Raw genomic sequence first — 14,160 nt, forward strand, 5'->3', positions numbered from 1 at the left:
AAGAACGAAGCGACGCGATTTCGGGACTGAATGATGAGTACACAGAGCGCAAACGTCCGCTGGCAATTATGGATAGTCGCCATCGGCTTCTTTATGCAGACGCTGGATACCACCATTGTCAACACCGCTATACCGGCGATGGCGCACGATTTAGGCGTCAGTCCGCTGCATATGCACTCGGTGATTGTCTATTACGTGCTGACGGTGGCGGTCATGCTGCCGGTCAGCGGCTGGCTGGCAGATCGCTTCGGCGTGCGTAACATCTTCTTTAGCGCGATTGTGTTGTTCAGCCTCGGATCGCTGCTGTGCGCGCTCTCTACCACCCTCGACCAGCTGGTGCTGTCGCGGGTAGTGCAGGGCATTGGCGGCGCGATGATGGTGCCGGTCGGTCGCCTGACGGTGATGAAAATCGTGCCGCGCGAGCAGTACATGTCGGCGATGACCTTTGTCACGCTGCCGGGGCAGATCGGGCCGCTGCTGGGTCCGGCGCTGGGCGGCGTGCTGGTGGAGTACGCCAGCTGGCACTGGATTTTCCTGATCAATATTCCGGTCGGCATTGCCGGTGCCGTCGCGACCCTGATGCTGATGCCTGACTACGCGATGCAGACCCGACGATTCGACTTCACCGGCTTTATCCTGCTGGCGGCTGGCATGGCGACCTTAACCCTGGCGCTGGATGGTCAGCGCAGCAGTGGCGGTTCACCGTTGCTGCTCGGGGCGATGATCCTGATCGGCATGTTCTCGCTGCTGTTCTATCTGATGCATGCGCGCAGCAATGACAATGCGCTGTTCAGCCTGAAGCTGTTTGATAACCGCATCTATTCGATTGGCCTGCTCGGCAGCTTTACCGGCCGCATCGGCAGCGGCATGCTGCCGTTTATGACGCCGATTTTCCTGCAGGTCGGCATGGGCTACAGTCCGTTTCACGCCGGGCTGATGATGATCCCGATGGTGCTCGGCAACATGGGGATGAAGCGCATTGTGGTGCGCATCGTTAACCTGTTTGGCTATCGCAACGTGCTGGTGGTTTCGACCATTGCACTGGCGCTGGTGGTGCTGCTGTTCCCGCTGGTGGCGATCATGGGCTGGGTCTGGCTGCTGCCGCTGGTGCTGTTTCTGCAGGGGATGGTCAACGCCATTCGCTTCTCCTCAATGAATACCCTGACGCTGAAAGAGTTGCCCGATGAACTCGCCTCCAGCGGCAATAGCCTGCTGTCGATGATTATGCAGCTGTCGATGAGTATCGGCGTGACGCTGGCGGGCTTACTGCTGGGTGCGTTTGCCCAGGATGCCGCCAGCGACAGCAGTGCGGAACACCAGATGTTTATTTATGCCTATCTGTGCATGTCGCTGATCATTATCCTGCCCGCGCTGGTGTTCTGGCGTGTTCCGCAGCAGGTAAGTAAAAACGTCGACTTACGACGCCGGAGAAAGTCATGAGGGTTAACCTGCGCCTTGGCATTGGCGCCAAACTGTTTATGGCGATCTTCTCGACCTGCATGCTGGTATTGATCACCATGCACTGGGGCGTCCGTCTGAGCTTCGAGCACGGCTTTGTTGACTATATTAAACGCGGCAACGAGCAGCGGTTAAGCCTGCTGAGTGACGCGCTGGCCGATCAGTATCAGCAGCACGGCAACTGGGATTTCCTGCGCCACAACGATCGGCTGGTATTCAATATTCTGCGATCGCTGGAGCAGAATCCCGACAGCAATAATCAGCTACCGCCGCACGGCTGGCGCACCCAGTTCTGGATCCTCGATCAGCAATATAAAGTGATGGTCGGCCCGCGCTCACCGGTTCCGCCCGAGGGGTCGCGGCGTAATATCACTACCAGCACCGGCAAAGTAGTTGGCTGGGTGATCGGATCGCCGCCGGAGCGGCTGACGCGCAGCACCGACATCAACTTTGATCAACAGCAGCGGCGTACCAGCTGGTATATCGTCGCGCTGTCGACGTTGCTGGCCGCGCTGGTCACCTGGCTGATGGCGCGCGGCCTGCTGGCACCGGTCAAACGGCTGGTTGACGGCACCCATCACCTGGCGGCCGGTAATTTTGCGACCCGGGTTGAGGTGGGCAGTCAGGATGAACTCGGCCAGCTGGCCGGTGACTTCAACCGTCTGGCCAGTTCGCTGGAAAAGAATGAAAGCATGCGCCGCGCGTTTATGGCGGACATCTCGCACGAGCTGCGCACCCCGCTGGCTATTCTGCGCGGCGAGCTGGAGGCGATGCAGGATGGCGTGCGTAAACTGACGCCGGAAGCGATCGCCTCGCTGCAGAGCGAAGTGGTGGTGCTGACCAAGCTGGTGGACGATCTGCATCAGCTGTCACTCTCTGATGAGGGCGCCCTCGCCTACCGCAAGCAGGCGACCGATCTGGTGCAGTTGCTGGAGGTGACCGCCGGCAGCTTTGCTGAACGCTATCGCGCCTACGGCTTAAGCCTGAAACTCAACTTACCGGATGAAGCGCCGTTCTTTGGCGACCCTGACCGGCTGATGCAACTGTTCACCAACCTGCTGGAAAACAGCCTGCGTTATACCGACAGCGGTGGCCGGGTCGAGGTTAAACTCTGGTATGAAGCCCCTTACTGGCGCATCGATCTGGAAGACAGCGCGCCTGGCGTTGACGGTGAACATCAGAGCCAGATTTTTGAACGCTTCTTCCGCACCGAAGGGTCACGTAACCGCGCCAGCGGCGGGTCGGGACTGGGGCTGGCGATCTGTAAAAACATCGTTGACGCACACGGCGGGCGCATCGCTGCAGAGCACTCTGATTTAGGTGGACTGAAAATCGCGCTACACTTGCGCTACGTTCCCTCTGTGTAAGCGCTTATGAGCCAGGAAAACCACGACCCGCTGATTCTGGTGGTCGAAGACGAACCCAAACTGGCGCAGTTAATGATCGATTATCTGCACGCCTCTAACTATCGCACTCACCATATTGCCGATGGCAATGCGGTACTGGACTACGTTCGCCAGTCGCCGCCCGATCTGATGCTGCTGGATTTAATGCTGCCCGGCACCGACGGGCTGACGCTGTGCCGCGAGATCCGCCGTCATTCTGAACTGCCGATCATCATGGTTACCGCCCGTACTGAAGAGATTGATCGGCTGCTCGGGCTGGAGATCGGTGCAGATGACTATATCTGCAAGCCGTTCAGCCCGCGCGAAGTGGTGGCGCGGGTGAAAACTATTCTGCGACGGGTTAAACGCGCCACGGAAGCGGTGCCGGACAGCTCTCTGCTGACGGTTGATGAGGGCCGTTTCGTGGCCAGCTGGCGCGACCGGCCGCTGGATCTGACGCCGGCGGAATTTCGCCTGCTGAAAACCCTGTCGCTGGAGCCGGGCAAAGTCTTTTCGCGCGAACAGCTGCTCAACCATCTGTATGACGACTATCGGGTAGTGACCGATCGGACCATCGACAGCCACATTAAAAACCTGCGCCGCAAGCTGGAGAGCCTCGACAGTGAACAACCCTTTATCCGCGCCGTCTACGGAATGGGTTATCGCTGGGAAGCTGACGTCTGTCATTTGATCTAGTTTGATCCCGATCAATTTACTTCCGTTTTCTCCCTGCCTACAATTCCGCACCTTTAGCAGGGCCATCAACCGGCCCTGCCGCTGTCGCCTGAGGCGGCATACTGACCTGACATCAGTGAGAACCCGATGAAACCCGAACTGCTTTCCCCTGCCGGCACGCTGAAAAACATGCGTTACGCCTTCGCCTACGGTGCCGATGCGGTCTACGCTGGCCAGCCGCGCTACAGCCTGCGGGTGCGCAACAACGAATTCACCCATGAAAATCTCGCCAAAGGGATCGATGAAGCGCATGCGCTGGGCAAAAAGTTTTATGTGGTGGTCAACATTGCCCCGCATAACGCCAAGCTGAAAACCTTTATTCGTGATTTAACCCCGGTGGTGGCGATGCAGCCCGATGCACTGATCATGTCCGATCCGGGCCTGATCATGCTGGTGCGGGAGGCCTTTCCACAGATGCCGATTCATCTGTCGGTGCAGGCCAATGCGGTTAACTGGGCGACGGTAAAATTCTGGCAGCAGATGGGGCTGAGCCGGGTGATTCTCTCTCGTGAACTGTCGCTGGAGGAGATTGCCGAAATCCGTCAGCAGGTGCCGGAGATGGAACTGGAGGTGTTTGTCCACGGCGCGCTCTGCATGGCCTATTCCGGTCGCTGCCTGCTCTCCGGCTACATGAATAAGCGCGATCCCAATCAGGGTACCTGCCCCAACGCCTGCCGCTGGGAGTATAAGGTGGCTGAAGGCCAGCAGGATGATGTGGGTAACATCGTCGGTATTCACCAGCCGATCCCGGTGCAGGATGTGACGCCAACCCTCGGCGTAGGTCAGCCGACGGATAAAGTCTTTCTGCTGGAAGAGAAGATGAAACCGGGCGAAGTGATGAGCGCCTTCGAGGATGAGCACGGCACCTATATCATGAACTCCAAAGACCTGCGCGCGGTGGCACACGTCGAGCGTCTCAGTCAGATGGGCGTTCATTCGCTGAAGATTGAAGGCCGCACCAAGTCCTACTATTACTGCGCCCGCACCGCTCAGGTCTATCGCCGGGCGATTGACGATGCCGCCGCCGGTAAACCTTTCGATCCCTCACTGCTGGAGACGCTGGAAGGGCTGGCGCACCGTGGCTATACCGAAGGCTTTTTGCGTCGCCATACCCACGACAGCTACCAGAACTATCAGCAGGGCTTTTCGGTCTCCGATCGTCAGCAGTTTGTCGGTGAATTCACCGGCGAACGACGGGATGCCTGGGCGGAAGTGGCGGTGAAAAACAAGTTTATGCTGCACGATACGCTGGAGATCATGACGCCCGCCGGGAATCTGTTGTGCCAGCTCGATGCGCTGCAAAACGGCCGCGGCGAGGCAATTGACGTTGCGCCGGGCGACGGCCACCGCGTCTGGCTGCGGGTGCCGGAGGAGGTTGATTTGCGTTTCGGCCTGCTGCTGCGCAACTTCGATCACGGTCAGGACACCCGCGATCCGCATGCAAATCGTTTACCATCTGAAACATTTTGACGAAGTTAGAACAGGATCACAGACCCCTGCGCGCCACTGCCTTATAGTCCCGCCTGCTGCTAACGAGTAACAATAATCAGCAGGTTATTACTGGAACCACCTCATTCACCCGCCCGGCTCCCCCGTGCGGGTTTTCTTTTTTCTCACTTTCGCCAATAATTTTCAGCTGTCAGCTGTGTTATAACCCCCCTCTCACTCTGGTGATCTTCAAGGAACAGATAATGGATAAAAAATCGCTTACGCTGCTGATCCTGAATGGAAAAGGCGCAGGCAATGGCGATCTGCGTGCCGCGATCGGCTCGCTGCGTGAAGAAGGCTTTGATATCGCAGTGCGCGTGACCTTTGAAAAAGGGGACGGCGACCGCTACGTCAAAGAGGCGATTGCGCTGCAGGCAGAGACCGTGGTCGCGGGCGGCGGTGACGGCACCATCAATGAAATCGCCACCGCGCTGGCGGCGTCTGAGGCAGACCATCGTCCGGTACTGGGCATTCTGCCGCTCGGCACCGCCAACGATTTCGCCACCAGCGTCGGCATTCCCGAAGAGATGGAACCGGCGCTGCGGCTGGCGATCCAGGGCAAAGCCAGCACCATCGATCTGGCACGGGTTAATCAGACTCACTACTTCATTAATATGGCGACCGGCGGTTTTGGCACCCGTATCACCACTGAAACGCCGGAAAAGCTCAAGTCCGCCCTCGGTGGCGTTTCCTACTTTATTCACGGTCTGATGCGGATGGATACCCTGAAGCCCGATACCTGTGAAATCAGCGGACCTGACTTTCAGTGGCAGGGCGATGCGCTGGTGATCGGTATCGGCAATGGCCGTCAGGCGGGCGGCGGACAGCGCCTCTGTCCGTCGGCGCTGATCAATGATGGCCGGCTGGATGTCAGCATCGTTACCGCGCAGGAGTTGCTGCCTACCCTGCTGCATTCGCTGACTGGTGATGATGACAATCCGGGTATCGTCACGACCCAGCTGGAGTCGCTGACCATCCGTTCGCCGCATGAAATGACCTTTAACCTTGATGGCGAACCGCTGTCCGGGCGCGAGTTCGTGATTGAAGTGCTGGCGGGCGCGCTGAGCTGTCGCCTGCCGCCGCAGTGTCCTCTGCTGGCCTGATACGCAGACAAGGGGGCGGAAAGCCCCTTTTTTTGGGCAAATGTAAATGCTTTGTGATTGCCTTCACAACTCTGCCCGGCCAACTTGTATGGTAGTATTAAAGCGCGTATTTTTTCATCATTGAATACTGACTGAAGGCTACCAGGATGAAAATTGTTAACGCTGAAGTATTTGTTACCTGCGCAGGCAGAAACTTTGTCACCGTCAAAATCACCACCGATCAGGGCCTGACCGGGATTGGTGATGCCACGCTGAATGGCCGCGAATTACCGGTCGCCTCCTACCTGAAAGATCACGTTTGCCCGCAGCTGATTGGCCGCGATGCGCATCAAATCGAAGATATCTGGCAGTACTTCTATAAAGGCGCTTACTGGCGTCGCGGTCCGGTCACCATGTCAGCCATTTCGGCGGTGGATATGGCGCTGTGGGATATCAAAGGCAAAGCCGCCAACATGCCGGTTTACCAGCTGCTGGGCGGCGCATCGCGCACCGGCGTTATGGTCTATTGCCACACCACCGGTCATTCGATTGATGAAGTGATGGACGACTACGCGAAGCACAAAGAGCTGGGATTCAAGGCGATTCGCGCCCAGTGCGGCGTGCCAGGCATGAAAACCACCTACGGCATGGCCAAAGGCAAAGGTCTGGCCTACGAGCCGGCGACCAAAGGCAACTGGCCGGAAGAGCAGCTCTGGTCCACCGAGAAATACCTCGATTTCACGCCAAAACTGTTCGCAGCGATCCGCGACAAATTTGGCTTCGATGAACATCTGCTGCACGACATGCACCATCGCCTGACGCCGATTGAAGCGGCGCGTTTCGGTAAGAGCGTGGAAGATTATCGCCTGTTCTGGATGGAAGATCCGACGCCGGCTGAGAACCAGGAGTGCTTCCGCCTGATCCGTCAGCACACCGTGACGCCAATTGCGGTCGGTGAAGTGTTTAACAGCATCTGGGACTGTAAGCAGCTGATTGAAGAGCAGCTGATTGACTATATCCGCACCACCATCACCCATGCGGGCGGCATTACCGGCATGCGCCGCATCGCAGATTTCGCCTCACTTTACCAGGTGCGCACCGGTTCACACGGTCCGTCCGATCTCTCGCCAATCTGCATGGCGGCGGCGCTGCACTTCGATCTCTGGGTACCGAACTTCGGTGTGCAGGAGTACATGGGCTTCTCTGAGCAGATGATGGAGCTGTTCGAGGCGAACTGGACCTTCGATCAGGGCTACATGCATCCTGGCGATAAACCGGGTCTGGGCATTGAGTTCAACGAGAAGCTGGCTGCGAAATATCCCTATGAACCCGCCTATCTGCCGGTGGCCCGTCTGGAAGACGGTACGCTGTGGAACTGGTAAGGAGAGCCTGATGAAAAGTGTGGTGATTGAACAACCGGGCGAGCTGATGCTGGCTGAACGTCCTCTGCCGCAACCGACGGCCGGTGAAGTCCGGGTCAAAGTGGCCTATGCCAGCATCTGCGGTTCTGATGTGCATATCTGGCACGGCCACAACCCGTTCGCTAAATATCCGCGGGTGATTGGTCATGAGTTTTTCGGCGTGATTGATGCGCTGGGTGAAGGCGTCGATCCGGCCCGGCTGGGCGAGCGCGTGGCGGTCGATCCGGTGGTCAGCTGCGGTCACTGCTACCCCTGCTCGGTGGGTCGCCCCAACGTCTGTACCTCACTGCAGGTGATTGGCGTGCATCGCGACGGCGGCTTTAGCGAATATGCGCTGGCGCCGGCCAGCAACGCTTATCATCTGCCGGATGCGATCCCCGACCGGCTGGCCAGCCTGGTCGAGCCGTTCACCATCGCGGCTAACATCACCGCTTTCCTGCAGCCGCAACCGCAGGATGTGGCGCTGATTTACGGGGCCGGTCCGATGGGACTGACCGCCATCCAGGTACTGAAGGGCGTTTACAACGTCAGAGAGGTGATGGTGGTGGATCGTCTGCCGGAACGGCTGGAGCTGGCGCAGCAGAACGGTGCCGATCGGCTGTTTAACAACAGCGAGATCCCGCTGGCGGCGCAGCTGGAAGGCATTCAGCCGACGCTGATTATCGACGCGGCCTGCCATCCCACCATTCTGGCAGAAGCGGCCGCCCTCGCCTCTCCGGCGGCGCGCATCGGTCTGCTGGGCTTTTCCGGCGAACCCTGCAGCATTACCCAGCAAAGTCTCACCAGTAAAGAGTTGTCGCTGTTTACCTCACGTCTCAACAGCCACCGCTTTCCGCAGGTGATTGACTGGATGGAAAAAGGGTTAATCCAGCCAGAGAAGCTGGTCACCCACTATTTCCCGTTGCAGGAGATTGAACGCGCCATGACGCTGTTCGAAAAAGATCCGCGCACCTGCTGCAAAGTGATCCTTCAAATGGGTTAATGCCCACTGAACACCAGGTGTCCTCAGCCGGTGCGTACCCGCCGGCTTATTACAAAGAGAAAACAGATCACGGAGTTTTTATGTTCAAGAATCTGCGCTGGACCCTCGTTTTGCTGTTGTTCCTGGTTTACATGATCAATTACCTCGATCGTGTTGCCCTGTCACTGACGGTGCCGCTGGTGGAAAAAGATCTGGCAATCAATGCTGAGCAGTTCGGCATGATCTTTGGCAGCTTCTTCTTCGGTTACGCGCTGTTTAACTTCGTCGGCGGTCTCGCCACTGACCGGTTTGGCCCGAAAATCGTGCTGGCCGTCGCGGTAGGTGCCTGGTCTATCTTCTGCGGCATGACTGCGCTGGCGACCGGTTTCTGGTCGCTGCTGATCCTGCGCGTGCTGTTCGGCATGGCTGAAGGCCCGATCTGCGCCTCGGCGAATAAAGCGATCAACGGCTGGTTTCCCAAAAAACAGGCAGCCACCGCGATGGGCTTACTCAGCGCCGGTTCGCCACTGGGTGGCGCGGTTGCCGGTCCGATCATCGGTTATCTGGCGCTGGCGTACGGCTGGCGTCCGGCCTTCATCATCGTCTGCTGCATCGGTCTGGTGTGGATGACCTTCTGGCTGTTCTTTGCCGCGGACAACCCGGCGAAAAGCAAACGGGTCAGCGAAGAGGAACGTCTCTTAATTGAACGCCTGAAAGCGGCTAACCCTAACGATGAAGCCGATCTGTCAGAAACTGCCCATCCGTTTGGCTACTACCTGCGTCAGCCAATCATCCTGGTGACCGCCTTTGCCTTCTTCTGCTACAACTACATCCTGTTCTTCTTCCTGAGCTGGTTCCCGGCCTATCTGGTGCAGGCCCATGGTCTGGATATTAAGTCGATGAGCATTACCACCATGATCCCGTGGATTGTGGGTTTCGTCGGCCTGGCGCTGGGCGGCTGGATCTCCGATAAAATCTTCAACATCACCGGCAAACTGTTGTTGTCACGTAAAATTGTGCTGGTGGTCTCACTGCTGGCGGCGGCAATTTGTGTGGCGCTGGCAGGTACGATAAAAGAGGTGGTTCCTGCGGTGATGATGATGTCGGTATCGATCTTCTTCCTCTACATTACCGGCGCGATCTACTGGGCGATTATTCAGGATGTGGTGCACAAGAGTCGTGTCGGCAGCATCAGCGGCTTTATCCACCTGGTCGGCAGCCTTTCCGGCATCATCGGACCGATTGTGACCGGCTTTATCGTCCAGCATACCGGTAAGTTTGACAGCGCCTTTGTGCTGGCCGGCGCTGTCGCTGCGCTGGGTGCCTTCCTGGTGCTGTTTGTGATCCGCAGCCCGAAGACCCAGGATAAGCCAGTTTCGGTGTAATCCTCATCACGCAACATGATCACTGATTTCGGGGCGCCTCGCGCCCCGTTTGCCATAAGGACGGACTATGTTACAGATCGATCGCCTGCCCGCTGAGATCCAGCGCCCTGCCTATGACCGGGCCCAGCTTAAAACCCGTATGGTACATATCGGCTTTGGTGCCTTTCACCGCGCGCATCAGGCGCTGTGCAGCGATAAGCTGGCCGCCGAACACGGCAGTGACTGGGGTTACTGCGAAGTTAACCTCAACAGCGGCGAACTGATTCAGGCGCTGCGTGAACAGCAGTTGCTCTATACCCTGACCGAAATGGCGAATGATTCGCTGCAGACCCGGGTGATCGGCGTGATTACTGCGGCGCTGCACGGCAAAGGCGACGGCATTGAGGCGGTGATCAACGCCATGTGTCAGCCCGAGGTGGCAATTGTTTCGATGACCGTGACCGAGAAAGGCTATTGCCATCAGCCAGCCAGCGGCAATCTGAACCCGGATCATCCCGATATCGTGCATGACCTCGACAATCCGCAGACGCCGCGTTCGTTGCCAGGCCTGATTCTGGCCGCCATTAATCGCCGTCGGCAGCTCGGCCTGCCGCCCTTCAGCGTGATGTCGTGCGATAACATGCCGGAGAACGGCCACGTCACCCGCAACGTGATTGTGCAGCTGGCACAACGGCAGGATGCGGCGCTGGCGGAGTATATTCAGCAGCAGGTGACCTTTCCCTCAACCATGGTTGACCGGATTGTGCCGGCGATGACGGAGGCGGCGTTTGACGCGCTGGCCGGGCGGCTCGGCTCCCGTGACCCGGTAGCGGTTGAAGCGGAACCGTTCTTTCAGTGGGTCATCGAAGATAATTTTGTCAGCGGTCGTCCGGCGTGGGAAAAGGCGGGAGCAGAACTGGTCAGCGACGTATTGCCGTATGAAGAGATGAAACTGCGCATGCTGAATGGCAGCCACTCGTTTCTCGCCTACCTTGGCTACCTTGCCGGCTATCAGCACATCAGCGATTGCATGGCCGATCCGCACTTCCGCGCCGCTGCCCGTTCACTGATGGTCGATGAGCAGGCACCCACCTTACGCACTCAGGGCGTGGACCTTGAAGCCTATGCCGATTCGCTGATCGCCCGCTACGAAAACCGCGCCATCAAACATCGTACCTGGCAAATCGCCACTGACGGATCGCAAAAATTACCGCAGCGCCTGCTGGACAGTCTGCGCTGGCATCTGAGTAATAACAGCCGCTGTGAACTGCTGCTGCTCGGCGTGGCTGGCTGGATGCGCTATGTCGGGGGGACCGACGAACAGGGTCAGCCGATTGAGGTTCGCGATCCGCTGAAGACGACGCTGGCAGAATGCGTGGCCAGCTGCGAAGAAGGTGAAGCGCGCGTGCGTGCGCTACTCGGCCTGCGCCAGATCTTCGGCCACGATCTGGCAGACAACGCCGATCTGGTCGCCCGGCTGACCGCCTGTTATCAGCAGCTGACTACCCAGGGTGCGCGTGCGACGGTGCAGCAGTACATGACGCGCGCCTGATGCGATGATGACAAAGCACTGGCGCAGACGCAGCGTGCTGATTAGACTGACCCTTTCCCTTCGGGCTGGCACCAGCCAGCCGTAATATGGATATTGCTGCATGTCGATCGCCTATACCATTACCACCAGCGAACCGGTGAATCAGCAGATTTACCGGTTTTTGCGCAAAGATATCGTGACCTGTGTGATTCAGCCGGGTTCGCTGCTGTCGGAAAAAGAGGTCTCTGCGCGTTTTAACGTCTCACGCCAGCCGGTGCGCGAAGCGTTCATCAAGCTGGCCGAAGCCGGACTGGTACAGGTATTGCCGCAACGCGGCACCTTTGTGCGTAAAATTTCCGCCAAACGGGTGGCGGACGGCCGCTTCATCCGTGAAGCGGTGGAGGTTTCCGTGGTGCGCCGTGCGGCGCTGGAGATTGGCGACCCGGCGCTGATGATGCTGGAACACAACCTGCAGCTGCAACGCATGGCGGCTGAGCGGCATGACAGCCAGGCGTTTCTCAGCCTGGATGATGAGTTTCACCGGCTGATTGCCGAAAGTATTGATTGCAAGCTGGCGTGGGAAACCGTCGAGAACATTAAAGCGGCGATGGACCGGGTTCGTTTTCTGACCCTGAGTGAGGTTTCACCGCCGGAAAGCCTGATTCAGCAGCATGAGGAGATTTTTGCAGCGTTGAAACATCACGACGCAGACGCCGCCGAAGCCGCGATGCGCCGTCATTTGCAGGAGATGATTTTCTCAATTACCCCTATTGCCGAGCGCAACAGCGCATGGTTTGAAGCACCCTGACCCGGCAACGGTGCCGTCCCGCCGCCTCAGCGCGGGATGGCACATCCACCGCTACCACCACTGATGAAAATGGTGCACCGGCCCGATTCCCGTACCGACCTCCAGTGAATCCGCCTGTAACAACGCCTGCTGCAGCCAGGCTTTCGCTTCGGTGATCGTATCAGCCCAGTCGGCGTGACGCGGACGCAAAGCCGCCAGCGCCGCTGACAGCGTGCAGCCGGTGCCGTGAGTATGACGGGTATTAACCCGCGGCGTGCTGAACCGCTGCTGGCCCGAAGGGGTGATCAGCCAGTCCGGGCTGTTATCAGCCGTCAGGTGACCGCCCTTGATCAATACCGCCTGACATCCCGCCGCCAGCAACGCCTCGCCCTGCGCCCGCATCTGCGCTTCGCTCTCCGCCACCGCGCACCCCAGCAACGCTGCTGCTTCCGGCAGATTCGGCGTAATCAGCGACACCTGTGGTAACAGCAGTTCGCGGACGCTGACAATCGCATCGGCGGATAACAGCGGATCGCCGCTTTTCGCCACCATCACCGTATCCAGCACCACGAAAGGAATTGCGCTACGTCTCAGCCGTGCCGCAACCTGCCCGACGATGGCGGTTTCCGACAACATGCCAATTTTCGCGCTGTCGATACGCACATCGTCCAGCACCGAATCAAGCTGGGCGGCCACAAAGTCAGCATCGATTCGGTAGACCGACTGGACGCCATGGGTATTTTGCGCCACCAGCGCGGTGATCACGCTGGTGCCATACGCGCCCAGCGCGGAAAAGGTTTTCAGATCGGCCTGGATCCCTGCCCCGCCGCTGGGATCGGTCCCGGCGATGGTCAGTGCATTAATGCGTTTCATGGTCCACCTCCAGCGTCCAGAGCGCATCAAGAAACGCCGTGGCAAAACTGCCGGGGCCGGCTGAGCTTGCCGCCGCCTGTTCACCGGCCCGCGCCATCACCTGACAGGCACTGGCGACGTTGAGCAGCCGATCGCCGCTCAGACTGCTGAAGCCAGCCACCACCGCCGACAGCGCACAGCCGGTACCGACCACCCGCGTCATTAACGGGCTGCCGCCGCGAATGGCAAAGGTGCGCTGACCGTCGGTGGCGTAGTCTACTTCGCCGGTCACAATCACCAGCGTCTGATAGTCGCGGGCCAGCTGCCGGGCGGCCTCCAGCGCTGCATCCGCCTGATGCAGGCTATCCACTCCGCGTCCGCCGCTGGCCTGTTGCGCCAGCGCCAGGATCTCTGAGGCGTTACCGCGGATCACCGCTGGCTGCTGGCTCAGCAGCCGCTGGCAGAAGGTGGTGCGCAGCGTCAGCGCTCCGACCGCCACCGGGTCCAGTGTCCAGGGCGTTCCCGCCTGCCTGGCGGCCGTGACCGCCGCCTGCATCGCCTGCTGGCGCTCAGCGGTCAGCGTCCCGACGTTAATCAGTAAGGCATCGGCAAAGCCGCTGAACTGCGCGGCTTCCTCCGCATCAATCACCATCGCCGGTGAAGCGTTGAGCGACAGCAGCACATTGGCGGTGAAGTTTTGTACCACGTCGTTAGTCATGCAGTGCACCAGCGGTGACTGACGGCGGAAACGGTGCAGAATGGGCGCGAATTGCGCAGCAGAAAGGCGTTGAGATTGATCTGTCATCATAGCTCCCAACCGGCGAATAAGAAGGCGAATGCGGTCAGGCATCAGACTTCCCTACGCTGGCATTATCCAGTTCAGGTCAGCGGGTTTTTCTCAGCCCTTTCCTGACGGAAAGCGGCACCCCGAGTCGTGTTACAGCCTGCAGCATAAGGAGGTGGCGTCGCGAAAGCAAGCCAGAGCTGCGTCAGCCATCCTCGCGCTGGTGACACTTCACATGATCCTGATCAATTCTCGCCGCAGCAAAAACAGGCTTAATGCTGCGGGCCATAAAACTACCCCTTTCGAGGTAGC

The 14,160-nt window shown here is 58.8% G+C and carries 12 protein-coding genes and 1 riboswitch; of the genes, 10 read left to right on the top strand and 2 right to left on the bottom strand.

Annotated features, from left to right (window positions below):
• Nucleotides 1–33: 33 nt before the first annotated feature.
• The 10 genes from FHW04_RS17260 (at nucleotide 34) to FHW04_RS17305 (ending at nucleotide 12,233) form a co-directional block, all read left to right on the top strand.
• Nucleotides 34–1,440, top strand: a complete 1,407-nt coding sequence (locus FHW04_RS17260; protein WP_031377172.1) for an MFS transporter — start codon at nucleotides 34–36, stop codon at nucleotides 1,438–1,440.
• Nucleotides 1,437–2,825 (top strand): two-component system sensor histidine kinase BaeS, encoded by a 1,389-nt coding sequence (baeS, locus tag FHW04_RS17265; RefSeq protein WP_069728967.1) that lies wholly within the window; start codon nucleotides 1,437–1,439, stop codon nucleotides 2,823–2,825. Before FHW04_RS17260 ends, baeS begins: the two co-directional genes overlap by 4 nt.
• Before the next feature lie 6 nt (nucleotides 2,826–2,831).
• Nucleotides 2,832–3,539 carry a two-component system response regulator BaeR gene (gene baeR / locus FHW04_RS17270; protein ID WP_031377173.1) on the top strand — a complete coding sequence of 236 codons (708 nt, stop codon included), beginning with the start codon at nucleotides 2,832–2,834 and terminating at the stop codon, nucleotides 3,537–3,539.
• Nucleotides 3,540–3,665: 126 nt separating this feature from the next.
• Nucleotides 3,666–5,048, top strand: coding sequence for a tRNA 5-hydroxyuridine modification protein YegQ (yegQ, locus tag FHW04_RS17275; protein WP_179420056.1), 1,383 nt, complete (start codon nucleotides 3,666–3,668; stop codon nucleotides 5,046–5,048).
• Between the two features lie 221 nt (nucleotides 5,049–5,269).
• Nucleotides 5,270–6,169, top strand: coding sequence for a lipid kinase YegS (gene yegS / locus FHW04_RS17280; RefSeq protein WP_089561729.1), 900 nt, complete (start codon nucleotides 5,270–5,272; stop codon nucleotides 6,167–6,169).
• Between the two features lie 146 nt (nucleotides 6,170–6,315).
• A complete protein-coding gene (manD, locus tag FHW04_RS17285) occupies nucleotides 6,316–7,530 on the top strand; it encodes a D-mannonate dehydratase ManD (protein ID WP_031377175.1) in 1,215 nt (404 codons plus the stop codon).
• 10 nt (nucleotides 7,531–7,540) lie between these two features.
• Complete coding sequence (locus FHW04_RS17290) at nucleotides 7,541–8,551, top strand: Zn-dependent oxidoreductase (protein ID WP_089561728.1); 1,011 nt, start codon at nucleotides 7,541–7,543, stop codon at nucleotides 8,549–8,551.
• An 80-nt stretch (nucleotides 8,552–8,631) separates the two neighbouring features.
• Entirely contained in the window at nucleotides 8,632–9,915 is a 1,284-nt protein-coding gene (locus FHW04_RS17295; protein ID WP_031377177.1) for an MFS transporter, read from the top strand.
• A gap of 67 nt (nucleotides 9,916–9,982) precedes the next feature.
• Entirely contained in the window at nucleotides 9,983–11,446 is a 1,464-nt protein-coding gene (locus tag FHW04_RS17300) for a mannitol dehydrogenase family protein (RefSeq protein ID WP_089561727.1), read from the top strand.
• A gap of 100 nt (nucleotides 11,447–11,546) precedes the next feature.
• Nucleotides 11,547–12,233, top strand: a complete 687-nt coding sequence (locus FHW04_RS17305; protein ID WP_031377179.1) for a GntR family transcriptional regulator — start codon at nucleotides 11,547–11,549, stop codon at nucleotides 12,231–12,233.
• A 51-nt stretch (nucleotides 12,234–12,284) separates the two neighbouring features.
• On the opposite strand, the gene thiD is transcribed toward FHW04_RS17305, so the two are convergent.
• A complete protein-coding gene (thiD, locus tag FHW04_RS17310; RefSeq protein ID WP_089561726.1) occupies nucleotides 12,285–13,085 on the bottom strand; it encodes a bifunctional hydroxymethylpyrimidine kinase/phosphomethylpyrimidine kinase in 801 nt (266 codons plus the stop codon).
• Nucleotides 13,072–13,869, bottom strand: a complete 798-nt coding sequence (gene thiM, locus FHW04_RS17315) for a hydroxyethylthiazole kinase (protein ID WP_089561768.1) — start codon at nucleotides 13,867–13,869, stop codon at nucleotides 13,072–13,074. Before thiM ends, thiD begins: the two co-directional genes overlap by 14 nt.
• A 34-nt stretch (nucleotides 13,870–13,903) precedes the next feature.
• Nucleotides 13,904–14,004, bottom strand: a riboswitch (TPP riboswitch).
• Between the last annotated feature and the right edge of the window lie 156 nt (nucleotides 14,005–14,160).

Source organism: Pantoea sp. AN62 (assembly GCF_050432985.1).
Taxonomy (GTDB): Bacteria; Pseudomonadota; Gammaproteobacteria; order Enterobacterales; family Enterobacteriaceae; genus Pantoea; species Pantoea brenneri.

What these genes read in the sequence shown, in the direction of transcription:
- FHW04_RS17305 (WP_031377179.1), top strand. Translation starts at nt 11,547, where the DNA reads ATGTCGATCGCCTATACCATTACCACCAGCGAACCGGTGAATCAGCAG.
- FHW04_RS17300 (WP_089561727.1), top strand. Translation starts at nt 9,983, where the DNA reads ATGTTACAGATCGATCGCCTGCCCGCTGAGATCCAGCGCCCTGCCTAT.
- thiD (WP_089561726.1), bottom strand. Translation starts at nt 13,085, where the DNA reads ATGAAACGCATTAATGCACTGACCATCGCCGGGACCGATCCCAGCGGC.
- FHW04_RS17290 (WP_089561728.1), top strand. Translation starts at nt 7,541, where the DNA reads ATGAAAAGTGTGGTGATTGAACAACCGGGCGAGCTGATGCTGGCTGAA.
- manD (WP_031377175.1), top strand. Translation starts at nt 6,316, where the DNA reads ATGAAAATTGTTAACGCTGAAGTATTTGTTACCTGCGCAGGCAGAAAC.
- yegS (WP_089561729.1), top strand. Translation starts at nt 5,270, where the DNA reads ATGGATAAAAAATCGCTTACGCTGCTGATCCTGAATGGAAAAGGCGCA.
- thiM (WP_089561768.1), bottom strand. Translation starts at nt 13,869, where the DNA reads ATGACAGATCAATCTCAACGCCTTTCTGCTGCGCAATTCGCGCCCATT.
- FHW04_RS17295 (WP_031377177.1), top strand. Translation starts at nt 8,632, where the DNA reads ATGTTCAAGAATCTGCGCTGGACCCTCGTTTTGCTGTTGTTCCTGGTT.
- baeS (WP_069728967.1), top strand. Translation starts at nt 1,437, where the DNA reads ATGAGGGTTAACCTGCGCCTTGGCATTGGCGCCAAACTGTTTATGGCG.
- baeR (WP_031377173.1), top strand. Translation starts at nt 2,832, where the DNA reads ATGAGCCAGGAAAACCACGACCCGCTGATTCTGGTGGTCGAAGACGAA.
- yegQ (WP_179420056.1), top strand. Translation starts at nt 3,666, where the DNA reads ATGAAACCCGAACTGCTTTCCCCTGCCGGCACGCTGAAAAACATGCGT.
- FHW04_RS17260 (WP_031377172.1), top strand. Translation starts at nt 34, where the DNA reads ATGAGTACACAGAGCGCAAACGTCCGCTGGCAATTATGGATAGTCGCC.